We start from the raw sequence: 15845 nt of genomic DNA on the forward strand, positions 1-15845 counted from the left end.
CACCGGTGCCGTAGCCGACGCGCACCGGGCGGTCGCACACCGCCTCACGGTCTGCGCAATGCCCCGACCACAGACCTGACCCCGAGGGCCGGGGCCCCGTTCCTGTGCCGCCGTGGTCCGCAGGGCGCCGCCGTGGTCTGCAGGGTGCCGTTCGGCCCGAAGGACCGGTTCACGCCATTTCTGGGGGATGCCGCTCGTGGCAGTGTGAGGCACGCCACGATGGCGAGCGAACTCCCGTTCGTATCGGTCAGTTGGTCAACCGGTCAGAAGGAGCGCTCGTGACGCACGCCGTACCCCCCTTACCCGTGGTCGTGGAGAATCCGGTCGTCAAGTTCTCCAGCGCCCCGCAGCGCCCGCCCCTGCGGCATCTGGGCAGGCCCTCCCTGCGCACCTCGGTCTCCGGCGCCCGGCGGCGCGCCCGCGGTGAGGCGCCCCGTGTTCTGCTCGTCGTGCCCTCGTACACGCGGGTCGTGGAGCCCTCCCCCGAGCGCAGCAGCTTCCGGGCGCTCGGCCTGGACACTTTCGAGGTCATGAAGCGGGCCGGCACCCCGATCGGGCTTCTGCGCATCGCGGCCAACGCCCGCCTCGCCGACTTCGACGTCCGTATCGTCGACTCGCCCTTCGCCGGCTGGGAACAGGAACGCCGGCTCGTCGATCTCGGCGGCGGCAGCAGCCTGGTCCGCTACGGCCTCGACGACGCGCAACTACGGGCGATCATCGAGGAGTTCGAGCCGGACGTCGTGGGCGTCCAGTGCATCTACACGGTCCAGTGGGGCAACGCGCGCGCCCTGGCCGACCTGGTCAAGGACATCGACCCGGCGATCGTGACGGTCACGGGCGGCGCCCATCCCAGCGGGGACTGGCAGTACTCCGTACCGGACTCCCCCTTCGACCACGTCGTCATCAACGAGGCCGACCAGACCTTCACCGCGCTGCTGCAGGCGCTGACCGAGGAGGGCGGCGACATCGACGCGGTGCCCGGTGTCGCCTACCGGCGGGCCGACCTCGCCGTGGTGCGGACCACCGCCAGGTCGCCGTACATGCGCATCCTGCCGAAGCGGCAGGGGCTGGACCAGCGGCTCGGCATGATGCCGCTGCCCGACTTCGGGATGCTGGACATGCGCCAGTACCAGCAGGCGTACCACTCGTCGGGGAAGCGAGTGCGCGACCACGGCTCCTGGGCGCAGATCTTCTCGACCATCGGCTGCAACGTGGGCTGCGACTTCTGCTACATCCCGATGGTGAACGGGCCTTGGCGGGCGCTCGGCATCGACTGGTTCGACCTGCACCTCGCCGAGATCACCAAGCAGGGGGTGACCGAGGTGCTCATCGAGGACGACCATCTGCTGCACGACCCGCTGTACGCGATGCGCGTCTTCGAACTGCTGCGCAAGCACGACCTGCCGTGGGTGGAGGAGGGCGGCCTGAGCCTGTTCAATCTCGTCCTGCTGCACCTGGGCGAGGAGTTCGCGAACGGCATGGACGACGCCGAGCGGCGCAACCCCAACTTCCGCAACGTCCTGTCCGCGATGCGTTCCGGGCTGACCTGCCGCGACCTGATCAGGGCGATGGCCGACGGCGGCTGCTACAGCGTCTACCTCGCCGTGGAGAGCGCCAACGAGGACAGTCTCGAGCAGTCCGGCAAGCCCCGTCTCAACGCCTTCCAGAAGGCCACCGGCGAGATCGTGGAGATGTTCACGGAGTACGGCATCCAGGTCACCGGCGGTTTCATGCTCGGTTTCGTCAACCCGCCCGAGCGGCGTGGGGGCGAACCGTACATCGAGTCGCTGGAGCAGATCGAGAAGACCATCGACTACGCGGTCACGCTCATGGGCCACGGGATGGCGTACGCCAACCCCTTCATCGTCACCCCGCTGCCGGGCACCAAGATGTGGGACTTCCAGAAGGACTACGTCGTACGCCACTACGACAACGGCTGGTCGCACGAGAAGGCGACCATGGCGACGCAGAAGTGGAGCGCGCAGGACATCGAACGCATGCGGCTGGAGCTGCTGGTGCGTGCCAACGGCGCCGACAAGGTGACTGAAATGGTCCGTCGCGGGACCTGGCCGGTGGACGCCTGACGGGTTCGCGACGAGGCCGCGACCGGCTCAGCCCCGGCGGCGCGCCGCACGCAGCGCGTCCGCCGAGGCGAGCACGGCGCCACCGGTGATCAGCACGCAGGCGGCGGCGACGGGCCAGCTCGCGTCGGCCCGTCCCGTCGCGATCAGCAGGGCGGTGGACAGCAGCGGGGCGAAATACGACAGGGTGCCCAGGAGCTGGATGTCGCCGTGCTTGGTGGCGTGGTCCCAGACGTAGAACGCGCCGCCGACCGGCCCGAGGCCCAGCGCGAGCACCGCGAGCCACTGGCCGCCGTCGGGCCGGACCGTGTCCTCGAACAGCAGATGGCAGACGGCCGCGAGCACCGCGGTGGCCAGGCAGAAGAACGCCACCATGTCCGTCGGGACCTTGGGATACCGCCGGTTGGCCACCGAGTACGCCGACCACACCAGCGCGCAGACGGCGGCTGCCGCGTACCCGGGCAGGTACTCCCCGCGGAACTGGACGCCCTGCCCGCCCGTGACCAGCAGGAAAGTGCCGCCGAGCCCGAGCACCGCGCCCGCCGCGTGCCACCAGCGCAGCCGTTCACCCGGCAGCAGTGCGGAGAACACGACGATCAGCAGCGGCCACAGGTAGGCGATGAGGCCGGCGTCGACCGCGGGTGCGTTGCGCAGGGCCACGAAGTAGAAGAAGTGGTAGCCGAACAGGCCGCCGACGCCGAGCGCCCAGGCCCCGCGGGGCACCGCGCGGACGGGTGTCCCGCCGCCGCGCAGGGCCCGGGGCAGTCCGAGGACGCCGCCCACCGCGAACGCCATCGCGGTGAGCTGGAACGGCGGAATCCGCCCGGTCAGCGTGGTGAACAGGGCCAGCGACGCCCACAGCAGCACGGCCCCGGCACCGGTCGCGGTGGCCCTGAGCCGGTGCGCCGGATGCGTTACGGCGTCGTGCTCCTGCCCCGGCGCCGCGGCGTCGGCTCGCGTGTCCCGAGCGTCCACATGCTCTCCAACCCACCGCCGGTGCATGACGGTCCGTCAATCTACGATCACCCAGGGCATCGTAGGGAGGCACCTCGCGTGGACCCGCGCTTTCCGGTCAGCGGGCAGGATCGGCTCGGCGGACGGAATCGGCTGGGGGAACGGTGTCGTCCCGGGCCTCGATCTTCACTGAGGTCGGGCGGGTGACTGCCGGGGCGGCCCGGGGCTGTGCACGCGCGCCGATCGGGAACCCCGCGCGCTCCGCCGTCGTCGGACACGGCATCGCGTTCATGGACATCCGCCTCCCCGCGGATGTGGTCCGGGCCCGCGGACTGTTCGGGCAAAGGCCTCTACAGGTCGAACTCCAGGTGTTCGATGTCGGTGAAGCGCACCTCCTCCAGCTGGCCGGCGCGGCGGCCGCCGTCCTGGAAGTAGACCTCCTTGAGCGCTTCGGCCGCGATCGCCTGGAGCCGGGCATCGCTGGCCCCCTGCTCCTTGGCGTCGAAGAGGCGGGCGGCGTGGCGGGGCGGCAGGGCGACGGTCAGGTGCCGGATGCGGTCCTGGTCCGTCGACCCGATCGGTGCGGTGTAGCCGAGGCGGGCGCGAGTGTCGATGACGATGCCGCCGGTGGTCGCCGCCTTCTGCCGGGCCTTGGCGCGGATCTGCGGCTGCCACCGGGCCTTCACCTCGCGCTCCAGGCGGGCGGCGAGGTGGGGGCGGGGCCTTTTGATCTGGCCCTTCACGTACCGTTCGACGGTGCGCTGGGAGATGCGCAGCATCTGGGCGACGGCCCTGGTGCTCCCCAGTTGCTTGACCAGGTACCGCATCTGCGCGCCGGCGCTCTTGGGCGCCGGGCGGGTGAACGCCTTGTGCACCGCGGCGTCCAGGCCGTCCCGGAACAGGGTCATCGTCGCCTTCTCCTACTCTCCGTTGTCGACGTCGGTGACGGTGCCGTCCCTGATGTACCGGGCGAGGTTGAGCTCGGGGGCGTCGAACCGCTCGCGGACCTCCTCGCCCCACAGCACGCTCTGGGTGCCCTCGTGCTTGACCAGGCCCGGGTTGATGCCGAGCTTGAAGCCGCCCGGCAGCGGCTTGCCGTCCCGGTAGGGCAGGAAGTCCAGCGGCGAGGGCCCGTCGGCCGCGTAGACGACGCAGTCGGACAGGACCGCGACCGGGTACCGGCCGGTGAACGCCGCATGCTTGACGATCTTGCGGTGCAGGTTGATCCGGGTGCGGGAGATGACCGCCGCGCGGATGTCGGGCCGCCAGGTGGGCCGGGACAGGGCCCGCCACGGCTCGCCGGGCCGCCAGCCCTCCCCGCGCGGGCGCTCGCGCAGTTTGCCCAGGCCGCCCTTCACGGTCGCCTTGACCGCGTCCACGACCATCGCCAGCTCCGGGTCACGCCCGCGCCAGCCGTCCATCGCCGCGAGGAAGTCGGCCGGCGCCATGTCCGCGTGCACACCGAGGTCGGCCATCGTGGCGAGGAAGGCGTCCCGGAGCCGGTGGTACCAGGCGTCCAGGTAGCGGCCGTTCTCGTACCGGACGTACGCCTCCAGCGGCGCGACGTCGTAGCCGAGCTCCACCGCGTAGGCGACGGTGGGCGTGGCGTACCAGGCCGGGCCCTGCGGTTGCTCGCCCTTCGGTGTGAACGGGCTGGGCAGCAGGCCGGCGTCCAGGTCCACCCGCTCCTTGCCGACCTTCACGCGGGACAGGTCGACGTGGGAGAGGTCGACCAGCCAGGAGCCGGGCAGCTTCGGGTCGAACGCCGGGTTCGTGACGTGCGTCGGGGCGCCGAGGCCGACGACCAGGCCGTTGGCTCCGGCGGCGAAGGCCATGTTCACGTCGATGCCGACCAGGTGCCGCAGGGTGCACTCGTCGTCGGTCATGGGCCGGGCCCAGTCGTACGCCTCCTCGAACAGTTTCTCGCCGGGGCCGCGGATGTGGAAGCGCGGCAGGTCCGCCAGGAGAGGGTGTCCGTCGGGGGCCTCGCACGGTGCGCAGTCGACCGGGTCCTTGCCCAGGCCGGCGGGGTTGTGCTCGGAGTGCCGCTTCCCCGCCGCGTCGGGCTCGGAGGCGCGGGTCGGCGGGTGCAGGGCGGTCATCAGCTCCAGGCCGGTCACGGCCGTGGAGCCGCGCGGGGTCATCACCCGGGACGCGTACACGCCCAGCACGCGGGCGAGGTCCGCCGGCGCCAGCTGCCCGGCCCCGCCCCAGTGCCGGGTGTCCAGCGCGTGCCAGGACGGGATGCACAGCTGCACGCAGGCCCGCTCCGCCCCCTGCGCGGGGCGGTAGATCCGCGCCCACGGCCCGAACCCGCGCTTGGTCAGCTTCCACTCCGCGCGCACCAGCTGCTTGACGACCTTGTGGCCCTCCGGGATCCGCCCGGCGTGCCGCTCCTCCTGCGTGAGGGCGACGGGCAGGCCGTAGCGTTCGAGGGCGGTCTCGGTGAGGACGAGCAGCGGGTCGGCGTCCTTGCCCGGACCGGACAGTTTCGGCGCCCCGAGCTTCGCCTCGCGCAGCGTCCAGTCCACCAGGGCCGGGAGCGACTTGGCGGGCACGTCCAGGACCAGGCCGCCGGTGCAGTACGCGTACGCCTGCCCGTCCTCGACATCGATCACCGCCAGCGGCCCGTTCTCGAACCGCAGGGCGGTGTCGCCGGCCGTGGTGTCGGCCGGGGCCGTCTTCTTCGCGCCCGGACGGCGCGACGCCGGCGTCGGCCCGGCGGTGTGCGCCGGACGCGGCGCGGTCGCCGGAGCAGCAACAGGACCGGTCCGGGAGTTCCCGGGTGCAGTCATCGCCGCGGTCTCGGGTGCCTGTCCCGGGGACGGAGTGCGCGCTTCAGCCGGGGCGGGCGCGGCGGTAAGGGCGGCCGGCACCGCCGGGGCGGCCGGATCTTGCGTGACCGGGTGAGAGGGGTAGAGCTCTGCGAGCTTGTCCAGCAGTCGCGCGTACGCCTCGCGTTCCGGGCCGCGCGGCTCGGTCGGTTTCCTGGACGACTCCCAGCCGGACACCGTGGCTCGGCGCACCCTCAGCGCAGCGGCGACTTCGTCCAGCGTCAGGCCGTGCGCGACCCGCAGCCGCTTGCGCTCCTCCGCCGGCGGCAGTGGGGAGCGGGACGCGACCAGCGCGTCGACCGCGTCGAACAACTCGGACATGGGGCACCTCCTGACCGCAGCCTACCCCACCGAGCGTACACAGGCCGTAATTTCACCGTACGGATGGCGTACGGATCGCGTTCACCGAGGGGTGGTGAGGGGTGCGGCGAGAGAAGGGGGTGGAAACCGTCGCGTCGCCGGCCTCGTGCCGTCCTCGTCACGCCGGGCCGGCGGCGCGAGGGCATCCGCGCGCACGGCCCCGCCGGAGCGGATCCGCGTCCCCTGCGCCGGCCCCGGCCGGCCGTCTCGCCGACCCGGCCACGTGATCGCGGACAGGGCTCACAGCTCCCGAGGATTCCGCGGCTTCCAGCGCGACCACGACCATCACGGGGGGATCGGTGTCCTGCTGCACCACGCCGGCGGTCAGGACCCGTCCGTCGACGATCCACTTGCGGGCCGCGATGAACTCCTCCTCGTCCGCGGCCGTCAGCTCCGCCTCGGCGAGGTGGCCGGCGAGCGGGGAGTCTTCGATCTCGGGGAGGAACGTGGCCAGCACCTGCTCGCCCTGCTCGTATACGGCGTCCAAGTCGTCGAAGCAACCGGACTCGTCGACATCACGGATCCAGACGGCGAAGGAGACACGGACGGCTCCGCTGCGGAACTCCTGGGTCCATCCCCGCACGCCGTCCTTGCGCCAGGACGTCTCCACACCGTCGCGGGGCCTGCCCCCGGGTGTCCACTCCTGAGCCGCGAACTTCCCCGCCGCGCCCTGGGCGGTCAGTCGGTATGCCGGTGGCGACAACGCCGGTGATCTTCACCGTGGCGGACAGGGTACCCGCCTTCGCGGCCTTCCCCAGCTGCGCCTCGGTGCACTGCTCGGCGGAAGCGTCCTGGGCGGTGTCGTCGTTCCGGCACGCCGGTTCGGGAAAGAGGCTTTCGGGGTCACGCGGGGTCGGTGTCGCGACAGGTGCCTCACATGGGGCAGGCCGGGCGGGCGGATGGCGATGCGGCGCGCGCGGGCCCGGCGGCGCGGGGAGGTCCGGGCGTGGGACGTCACCGGGACCGGCGGGCGTTGAGGCGGGCGGCCTGGCGTGTCAGGTGGTCGCGTTCGGCGAGGTGGGGTGCCTTGTGGGCGGCCTCGGCGTACAGCCGTGCCGCCGTCGCCAGGTCGCCGTCGCGCTCGTGGAGGTAGGCCGCCACCGCGGTGTGGCGGGGCAGCGAGGCGTCCAGTTCGGCGAGTGCCGCCAGGCCGGCGCGTGGTCCGTCGGCCTCGCCGACGGCGACCGCGCGGTTGAGCCGGACGACGGGGCTGTCGGTCAGGCGCGTGAGCTCGTCGTACCACTCGACGATCTGCACCCAGTCGGTCTCCTCGGCGGTGGGCGCGTCGGCGTGGAGGGCCGCGACGGCGGCCTGGGCCTGGAACTCGCCGAGCCGGTCGCGGGCGAGGGCCGCATGCAGGATCGCGACGCCCTCGGCGATCGACGCGGTGTCCCACCGGCCGCGGTCCTGCTCGGCCAGCGGCACCAGGCTGCCGTCGGGGGCGGTCCGGGCGGCGCGCCGGGCGTGGTGGAGCAGCATGAGGGCGAGCAGCCCGGCCGCCTCGGGGTGGTCGACGCGGGCCGCGAGCTGCCGGGTGAGGCGGATGGCCTCGGCGGCGAGGTCGACGTCGCCGGAGTAGCCCTCGTTGAAGACCAGGTAGAGGACGCGCAGGACGGTGGCGACGTCGCCGGGCTGGTCGAAGCGCACGTCGGCCACGGTGCGCTTGGCCCGGCTGATGCGCTGGGCCATGGTCGCTTCGGGCACCAGGTAGGCCTGGGCGATCTGGCGGGTGGTGAGCCCGCCGACGGCGCGCAGGGTGAGTGCGACCGCTGATGCCGGGGTCAGCGAGGGGTGGGCGCACAGGAAGTAGAGCTGGAGCGTGTCGTCCGTCGCGGGCGCCGGGCCGGGTGCCGGTTCCTCCTCGACGCGGTCCTCGCGCCGGCGGCGGGCGGTGTCGGCGCGGGCCTGGTCGAGGAACTTGCGCCAGGCCACGGTCACCAGCCAGCCCTTGGCGTCCCGGGGCGGGCCGGCCGGCCAGACGCGGAGTGCCTCGACGAGGGCGTCCTGCACGGCGTCCTCGGCCGCCGCGAAGTCGGCTCCGCGGCGGACGAGGACGGTGAGCACGCCCGGTGTGAGGCTGCGCAGCAGGGCCTCGTCCATCGAGGAGGTCACTCCGTGATGGTGGGCGGCGCGGTCAGGAACGGGCGCAGTTCGAGCCACTCGTGGATCGGCCTGCCGCCCGCCCCGGGGGCGGCCGACAGCTCCCCGGCCAGTTCGACGGCGCGTTCGTGGCTGTCGACGTCGATGACCATCCAGCCGGCGATGAGGTCCTTGGTCTCCGCGAAGGGCCCGTCGGTGACCGGCGGGCGCCCCTCACCGTCGTAGCGGACCCACGTTCCCTCGGGGGCGAGCGCCTGGCCGTCGACGAACTCGCCGCTCTTCTCCAGCCGGGCCGCGAAGTCGTTCATGTACTGCACGTGTGCCGAGACCTCCTCCGGGCTCCACCGGTCCATCGGCACGTCGTTGACCGCGGCCGGGGCGCCGCGGTAGTGCTTCAGCAGCAGGTACTTGGCCATCGTGGTTCTCCTCGGTGCTCGTGCGGCCCATTGTGGCCGCCTTCACCCCGGGGACGGAGCCGGACACGGGTTCTCGACACCGCCGGACGGCCGGTGGAAAAAATCTTGGGGGCCGGGGTCGGTCACCGATGCGCAACGGACTGCGCGCAGAGGAGGCGGCGGAACCGGAGTGTGGCTGAATGTGGTCCCTCAGGCTGACGCGGTCGCGCAGGCGGCCGCTGCCACCACGACGGGGGAGCCCTCATGACGATCACACGCCACTGCAGACCGATCGCGCTCCGGACGCTCGCCCTGGGCGCGTGTGTCGCCGGTGTTCTGGCGCTCACCGGCTGCTCCCCCGCCTCCCCGGGCGCGGACGGCACGGCGGCACCGGCCGCCGCCCCCTCGCAGACCGAGGGTGGGCAGGGCGCCGGGGGGACGGCCTCCCCCGAGGCGCTGCCCGCCGGGAAGTCCTCGCCGCCGGCGGCCGGCGAGGTGTCCTCTCCCCCGGCCTCCGCGGCCCCTGCGGGCTCACCGGCGGCACCGGCCGCCAGCGCGACGGCTTCCGCGGGAGCCGGTGGCGAGGACGACGGCTGCGACCACAGGATGCCGATCTCGCCGGACGAGATCGCCGTCTACCGCTACACCCCCGAGGGCGGGTCCCTGAGTCTGATCGTCCGGTACGGCAACTGGGGCTGCGGCCCTGCGGATTCCGACGGCGCGCCGTTCGAGACGGTCGGCAAGGAGACGTACCTGCCCATGGACCAGGCCGCCTACGTCACCGTCACCGATCCCGTTGTGGCGAGCACCGAGAACCAGCCCGTCGGTGTCCAGGAGTTCCTGGACTGGCTGGAGGCGCACCCCGACAGCGGTCTGGTCTTCCGGTACCACCTCGGCGCGGACGGAGCCGTCGACCGTCTGGAGCAGGTCTTCACCCCCTGAGAGGGGGAACGCAGAGGTGACGGGGGTTTCGGCTGCGGCCGCCCCGCCCCTCGTCGGGCCGGCCGGGGCGGAACCTTCGCGCTTCGGTGCGGCGTCGGACCGCTGGGTGGTGTCAGGTCGTCGTGTGCTGCGGGTGGGGCTTCCTCGCGGGGGGCGGGGTCGGTTTTTTTCGTTCCGGTGCGTTCGCCCAGGCCCGCGATCAGGCCGATCGGGGTGGTGAGCGCCGTGCAGACGACGATGGTGACGGCGGGGGTGGTGGCGTCGACGAGGGCGGCGGTCAGGAGGGCGGCGGCGCCGTGGCCGAGGCCGCCCGCGGCGTAGAGGAGGGAGAAGCCCGTGGCCCACACGTTCTCGGGGAGGCGGTGCTGGAGCGCCAGGTTCCTGATGATCACGAGGGGGCTGTAGAAGAGGCCGCCGAGCAGGAAGGCGGCGAAGAAGCCCCAGAACCGGCCGGTGACGGCGCACAGCGTCAGTGCCACGGTCATCGCGGGCAGCAGGACGAGTGTCTGGGAGCCGGGGGTGCCGGGCCGGATGCGGCGGCCGTGGACGAGGCCGGCCGCGATGCCGGCGACGGCGAAGATCCCGGTGCCGAAGGCGTCTCACCGCGTGCCGTCACCACCGGGCCACGGCTCCGTTACCGGTGAACATTTTCGGCGGCAGGACACGCGGGGTCTACCGGCCGGTGCGGGCGGCGGTGCTGTGCGGCGGCGGCCGGGGAGCACCGGGAGGAAACGGCCTCAGTGCTGCGTGCCCGAGGCCCAGAGCACGGTTTCCCCTTCGAGGATGACGATGTTGCCGTCGCTCTGGAGCTTCAGCACCGCGGACTCGTGCCCACTCGTCCGGCTCGCCCACACGGCCTGGTTCTGCGCGTCGTACACGACGAGATTGCCGTCGGTCTGGAAGTCGGCGCGCGCGCCGGTGCCGAGCGTCCGGGTCGCCCAACGCGCCTGGCCGGTCTCGTCGTAGGCGACGAGGTTGCCGTCGCGCTGCAGGACGAGCCGGATCCGTGCCGCGGCGACCTCCTCGCCCGGTCCCAGAGTCATCGGCGCACTGATCACCCTCTCCGCGGGGACGCCCTGCGCCTCGCCCTCACCCTCGCCGCCGCCCCGGCCGCCCCGGTGCCGTCCGCGTCCGCCACGGCCGCACCGCCGACGGGGCCGTTTCCCGACGCGCTTTGGAAAAAGGTTGCGGGGCGCTGTCGATTTGGCCATGTCCCGTTCGACGTCATGATGTGCGGCGCCTCGCCGCACGACGACACGACAGGGCTTGGCGGAGAAACACGTGGATCAACTGCTGAGAGTCATGAACTTCAACGTCTCGAGTGACGGAGTCGGAGCCGGTGAACACCAGAGTCTGGAGCGGCCGTTCGGCCACGACCGCCCCGAGAGGCTGTTCGCCTGGGCCGGAGCCACGGCGAGCTGGCCCCTGCGCACGGATCCTGGAGGCAGCCGGGGCCTGGACGATTACTTCACCCGGGACTTCGCACGCAACATCGGTGCCGAGATCATGGGCCGCAACAAGTTCGGGCCCCAGCGCGGGCCCTGGCAGGGCCATGAGTGGCGCGGCTGGTGGGGGGAGGAACCCCCTTTCCGCACGCCCGTGTTCGTCATGACCCACCACGAGCGTCCGTCGTTCACGCTCTCCGACACCACGTTCCACTTCGTCGGCGGCAGCCCGGCCACGGTCCTCGGACAGGCGCGGGAAGCGGCCCGGGGCAAGGACGTCCGGCTCGGCGGCGGGGTCACCACCGTCCGGCAGTTCCTCGACGCCGGCCTCGTCGACACCCTGCACGTGGCGGTCTCGCCGGTGAAGCTCGGGTCCGGACTGCGGCTGTGGGAGTCGCCCGACGAGCTGCTCGACCGGTTCCACCGGGAGGTCGTGCCCAGTCCGAGCGGCGTGACGCACCACCTGTTCTGGCGAAGGTGACGCGAGGCCCTTGCGCCGACCGCCCGGCACAGGGACGTGCGGTTCTTGCACGGGCCGCCCCCGCACCCGGTCGGCCACGGCCCCGGCCGGCCGGTCCGGGGGTGCGAGGGCGGCCGGATCGGCGTGGCGGGCATCCCCAAGAGGGCGGGCGCGGGCCGGCGGCGCGTTCTTCCCCACCACCGCCCGGGCCCTGGAGCAGCGCGACGAGCTGCTGCGCGATCTCAGCGCCCTGCCCCCGGCGAAGGGACGGCCGGCCCATTCGCCCCTCACCGGCCGGCCCGCACGGCTGGTGAGGGGCCGCCGTCGGTGCCGCTCCCGCCGGTCCCGCGCGGTGCGGCCGGCCGGAACGCCCGGTTCTCGGTCCTGTCGCCGGTCAGGCCTCGGGGTGGGCGTCGACGAGTTCGGGCTCCAGTCCCTCGCTCACCTCGGCACGGGCCCGGCCGGCCTCCGCGCGCCAGGCCTCGAAGGCCCAGGCGGTGAGGGTGACGACGGCCAGGCCGAGCAGCCAGCCGCCCACCACGTCGCTGAACCAGTGCACGCCGAGTGCGATCCGGGTGAAGCCGACCCCGAGCACCGACACCACGGTGACGCACCAGCACAGGGGCCGCCAGGCGCGCGGCACCAGGGGCAGCAGGACCAGCAGCAGGACGGCGAACGACGTGGTGGCCGTCATCGCGTGCCCCGACGGGAAGGAGAAGCCCGGCGCGTGCGCCACCGGATCCTCCAGGGAGGGCCTGGCCCGCTCGACGACCGTCTTGACCAGCAGCCCGATCAGTGCGCCGGCCACGGCCGTCACGGCGGACCAGGCGGCCAGCCGCCAGGCCCTGCGGTGCAGCAGCCAGAGGGTCAGCAGCGCGACGGCCGTGCGCAGGACGGCCGGGTCCCAGACCCAGTCGGACAGGAAGCGCAGGACGCCGGTCCACGCCGGATGGGACACGGCCGTGTGGTGCAGGCGCTGGGCGGCGCCCGCGTCCAGGCGGCGCAGCGGCTGCCACTGGCCCTCGACGAGGACCAGCAGCAGTGCGAAGGGCACCGCGGCGACGGCGGCGACGACGGCCGCTCCCAGCAGGCGGGCGCCGAATCTGCGGTCGGCTGCCCGACGGCGACGGTCTCGAAGGTGCAGGACCGCGGCTCGCACCACCATGTTCAGACTCCCGGGTCGGGTTCGATCGGGTCGGAGCGCAGGGCCCGCGCGGCTTCCAGCTGCGCGGCGAACGCCAGCCCGAGGAAGAGGGCGATGGAGGTCAGATAGGCCCACAGCAGCAGGGACATGAAGGCGCTGAGGGGGCCGTAGACCGTGTCGAAGGAGCCGCTGATCCGCAGGTACAGGCTCAGCAGCCAGGTCAGTGCCGTCCACAGCACCAGGTACACGGCGGCGCCGAAGGCCAGCCAGGTGTATCCGGGCTGTTTGCGGCGGGGTGACCTGCGGAAGATGACGCTGGCCGAGATGAGGGCGAGGAGCAGCCCGAAGGGCCAGCGCAGTATCTCCCAGGCGGTCCGGGCGTCTTCGTCGAGCCGGTAGACGGTCACCGCCGCGGAGGCGAGGTCGCCGCCGGCCACCATGACGATGAAGCCGAGTCCGAGGGGCAGTCCGGCGCTGACGGACATCACCAGGCCGCGCAGGTACTTCTGGCCGAAGGGGCGGTCGCGTTCGTTGCCGTAGATCCGGTTGGCGCCGCGCTCCACCTGGCACATCGCGGTGGTGGTGTTGACCAGGGAGAAGATCAGGCCGAACCAGAGCGCGACCTTCGCGCCGTCGCCGGCCGTGCGGCGGCTGCGGTCCAGCGCGTCGTCGACCACGTCGGCGCTGGGGCCCTCGGCGAGCCGGTGGATGGTCAGTTCGACGATGCGGCCGATGTTCTCGGTGTGCAGCGTGGTGGAGAGTCCGACGAAGGCGATGGCCAGCGGGATCACCGACAGAACGGTCTGCAGGGCGAGGGCGCGGGAGTGGGTGAAGCCGTCGGCGTAGCGGAAGCGCACGAAGGCGTCGCGCAGCAGGGCCCAGCGGCCGTAGCGGCGCAGTGCCATCAGCGCCTCGTCGGCGGACAGTTCGTCGCCGGTCATGTCGCGGGTCTCGGGGACCTTGGTCGCGGTGCCCATGTCACCGGCCTCCGGCGGGCAGCAGCACGGTCAGTGCACCGGGCCTGACCTCGGCGGTGAGCCGGCGGCCCGGTGTCACCGGGTCGCCGTCGAGTTCTCGGGACTGCGGGGAGTCGAAGACCAGTTCGGCCCGCCGGAAGGTGCGGAACTCCACCGGTGCGCCGCTCCTGTCGCCGTCCTGTGCCGTGGTGTCGGCGGCGGACGGCCGGGGCTGCTCGGCGCCGCCGCGCACCAGCGCCGCCAGCGCACGCGTCCAGCCGCCGACGCCGCGCGGGTCGAGGATCAGCAGGTCGAGCAGGGCGTCGTCGGGGCGGGCGGCGGGCAGGAGGGTGGTCCCGCCCTGCACGGTCCCGACGTTGCCCATGAGGACCATGCGGGCCGTGCGGCGCACGGCGGGTGCGTCGTCGAGGCGGAGGGTCAGGTGCATCCGTGGTGTGCGCAGGGTGCCGATGCCGGCCAGCACGTAGGCGGGCCAGCCCAGGACGGACTTGGTGCGGTCGTCGGTGTTCTCCATGATCGCGGCGTCGAGGCCGGCGCCGGACATGGCGGCGAAATGGGTGGCGGGGAGGTCGTCGCCCTCGATGCGGCCGAGGTCGAGGCGGTGCGGGGTGCCGCGCAGTGCGGCGGCGAGGGCGTCGGTGGGGGTCAGGGGCAGTCCGAGGTTGCGGGCCAGCAGGTTGCCCGTGCCGCAGGGCACGACGGCCAGCGGTACGCCGCTGCCGGCCAGGGCGTCCGCGGCCGCCCGCAGGGTGCCGTCACCGCCGCAGACCACGACCAGTTCCGCGCCGTCCCGCAGTGCGGCGGCCGTCTGGCCGGTGCCCGGGTCCTCGGCCGTGGTCTCGACGAACACCGGTGCGTGGTGGGCGTGGTGTTCCAGGACCTGCCGCAGCGCCTCGCGGTCGGCTTCGGTGGTCACCGTGGGGTTGAGGACGACCACGGTGCGGCCCGGTTGCGGTGCGGCCGGGTGCTTGTCCGCGTTCGCCGGGGACGGTGCCGGGATCGCCCCGGCCGGTGCGGTAACGGTGGCGTCGGTGAGCAGGGCACGGCCGACGATCAGCAGGGACAGGCTGCCGTTGGCCAGCCCGCCCACGACGTCGGTGGGGTGGTGCATGCCCCGGTAGAGGCGGGCGGCGGCGACCAGCACCGGCACGACGAGCAGCACGGCGCCCGCGATCCGCCGCCACGGCCCGCGGAGCCGGGACAGCGCGAGGACCGCGAGTCCGCCGTAGAGCGCGGTGGCCGCCCCGGTGTGGCCCGAGGTGTAGCTGGAGGTGGGCGGGGAGGCGTCGAGGCGGTGCACCTCGGGCCGGTGGCGGTCCACCGCTTCGGTGATGACCAGGAAGACCAGTGACTGCAGCGACACGGCGACGGCGAGGAAGGAGGCCTGACGCCACATCGGCAGACGGGGGATCAGGAGCAGTCCCGCGCACGTCAGGACGGTGACGGCGATCACCGTGAGGGTGTTGCCGGCTTCCGACGCGAAGAGGGACAGGGTGGTCAGGGTGCCGGTCCGGGCGTGCTCCAGGCCCTCGTTGACGTCGTCCTCGACCGTCATCGGCCACAGCCCACGGGCGGGCCCGGTGATCAGCAGCCCGAATCCCACCATGAGTGCGCCCTGGCAGACCGTGAGCGCGGCGATGCGGGCGGCGGTTCGGCCGGTGCCCCGGGGCAGCGTGAACGAGCGGCCGGCCGGGCCGGTTCCCGGTCTCTCGCCGGGAAGGTCGGCCGGTCTTTCCGGTGCGGCGGTCGGCATCAGGTCCCCCACGGGTAGGCGCGGTACGGCGTGTCGGCCCGCGGTGTCGGGCCGATGCACCGCCGCCTGCCCCCGATACGGGCGCGCAGACCTGCTCTTGGTGACCTGTGACGGTGTCGTGGACGTCCGACGTCGTACCGCGGCGGTCGGTGACGTGCGCGGTGTCGGCGTCCGTCCCGGCCCCGGCCGGTTTCCCCGTTCCCGTTGAAGACCGTGATCAGGCCGGCGGGTGACGCCGTTGACACGGCGTCACCCGCCGGTGGATGCGTCACGGTGGGTGCCGGCGGGATTCGTCCAGGGGGCGGTGGGGGCCGCCGGGAGAGAGCGGGCGGCCGGCAGGGCGAAGGGGCGGGTGCGGCCGCCGAGGGGTGCGGGGCCGCGGCCGGGTGTCCGGTCCGGT

General features: G+C 73.1%; 14 protein-coding genes. 4 read left to right on the forward strand and 10 right to left on the reverse strand.

The annotated features are described in order from the left end of the window. The first annotated feature begins 278 nt into the window (after positions 1-278). The gene (locus AB0N31_RS05040; RefSeq protein ID WP_366056952.1) at positions 279-2084 is read left to right on the forward strand and encodes a radical SAM protein; all 1806 of its coding nucleotides are present in this window, start codon (positions 279-281) and stop codon (positions 2082-2084) included. Between the two features lie 27 nt (positions 2085-2111). On the opposite strand, the gene AB0N31_RS05045 is transcribed toward AB0N31_RS05040, so the two are convergent. From AB0N31_RS05045 to AB0N31_RS05070, 6 genes are all read right to left on the reverse strand, one after another. Continuing rightward, on the reverse strand, positions 2112-3056 hold the full coding sequence (locus AB0N31_RS05045) for an EamA family transporter (protein ID WP_366056953.1): 945 nt from the start codon (positions 3054-3056) through the stop codon (positions 2112-2114). 329 nt (positions 3057-3385) lie between these two features. Beyond that, complete coding sequence (locus AB0N31_RS05050; protein WP_366056954.1) at positions 3386-3943, reverse strand: XRE family transcriptional regulator; 558 nt, start codon at positions 3941-3943, stop codon at positions 3386-3388. A 12-nt stretch (positions 3944-3955) separates the two neighbouring features. Beyond that, on the reverse strand, positions 3956-6190 hold the full coding sequence (locus tag AB0N31_RS05055) for a helix-turn-helix transcriptional regulator (protein WP_366056955.1): 2235 nt from the start codon (positions 6188-6190) through the stop codon (positions 3956-3958). Positions 6191-6347: 157 nt separating this feature from the next. Beyond that, on the reverse strand, positions 6348-6932 hold the full coding sequence (locus tag AB0N31_RS05060; protein WP_366057028.1) for a hypothetical protein: 585 nt from the start codon (positions 6930-6932) through the stop codon (positions 6348-6350). 251 nt (positions 6933-7183) lie between these two features. Then, positions 7184-8329, reverse strand: coding sequence for a DUF6596 domain-containing protein (locus AB0N31_RS05065; RefSeq protein ID WP_366057023.1), 1146 nt, complete (start codon positions 8327-8329; stop codon positions 7184-7186). 8 nt (positions 8330-8337) lie between these two features. Further along, the gene (locus tag AB0N31_RS05070) at positions 8338-8745 is read right to left on the reverse strand and encodes a YciI family protein (RefSeq protein ID WP_366056956.1); all 408 of its coding nucleotides are present in this window, start codon (positions 8743-8745) and stop codon (positions 8338-8340) included. Between the two features lie 243 nt (positions 8746-8988). Here AB0N31_RS05070 and AB0N31_RS05075 point away from each other — a divergent pair, with 243 nt between their 5' ends. Both AB0N31_RS05075 and AB0N31_RS05080 read left to right on the forward strand, forming a co-directional pair. Continuing rightward, the gene (locus AB0N31_RS05075; RefSeq protein WP_366056957.1) at positions 8989-9666 is read left to right on the forward strand and encodes a hypothetical protein; all 678 of its coding nucleotides are present in this window, start codon (positions 8989-8991) and stop codon (positions 9664-9666) included. Positions 9667-9962: 296 nt separating this feature from the next. Next, positions 9963-10310, forward strand: a complete 348-nt coding sequence (locus tag AB0N31_RS05080; protein WP_366056958.1) for a hypothetical protein — start codon at positions 9963-9965, stop codon at positions 10308-10310. A gap of 93 nt (positions 10311-10403) precedes the next feature. Here the strand turns inward: AB0N31_RS05080 and AB0N31_RS05085 are convergent, their stop codons facing one another. Beyond that, complete coding sequence (locus AB0N31_RS05085) at positions 10404-10709, reverse strand: hypothetical protein (protein WP_366056959.1); 306 nt, start codon at positions 10707-10709, stop codon at positions 10404-10406. Between the two features lie 238 nt (positions 10710-10947). On the opposite strand from AB0N31_RS05085, the gene AB0N31_RS05090 reads away from it, so the two are divergent. Beyond that, positions 10948-11592, forward strand: a complete 645-nt coding sequence (locus AB0N31_RS05090; protein WP_366056960.1) for a dihydrofolate reductase family protein — start codon at positions 10948-10950, stop codon at positions 11590-11592. Between the two features lie 373 nt (positions 11593-11965). Here AB0N31_RS05090 and AB0N31_RS05095 read toward each other — a convergent pair whose 3' ends face one another. The 3 genes from AB0N31_RS05095 to AB0N31_RS05105 are packed head-to-tail and all read right to left on the reverse strand — an operon-like array spanning position 11966 to position 15445. After that, entirely contained in the window at positions 11966-12736 is a 771-nt protein-coding gene (locus AB0N31_RS05095) for a phosphatase PAP2 family protein (RefSeq protein WP_366056961.1), read from the reverse strand. Between the two features lie 2 nt (positions 12737-12738). Further along, the gene (locus AB0N31_RS05100) at positions 12739-13692 is read right to left on the reverse strand and encodes a YihY/virulence factor BrkB family protein (protein ID WP_366056962.1); all 954 of its coding nucleotides are present in this window, start codon (positions 13690-13692) and stop codon (positions 12739-12741) included. A 1-nt stretch (position 13693) separates the two neighbouring features. Then, positions 13694-15445: a diacylglycerol kinase family protein gene (locus AB0N31_RS05105; protein ID WP_366056963.1), complete on the reverse strand. Its 1752-nt coding sequence runs from the start codon at positions 15443-15445 to the stop codon at positions 13694-13696. Positions 15446-15845: the final 400 nt, after the last annotated feature.

This window comes from Streptomyces sp. NPDC051051, assembly GCF_040682975.1.
Taxonomy (GTDB): domain Bacteria; phylum Actinomycetota; class Actinomycetes; order Streptomycetales; family Streptomycetaceae; genus Streptomyces.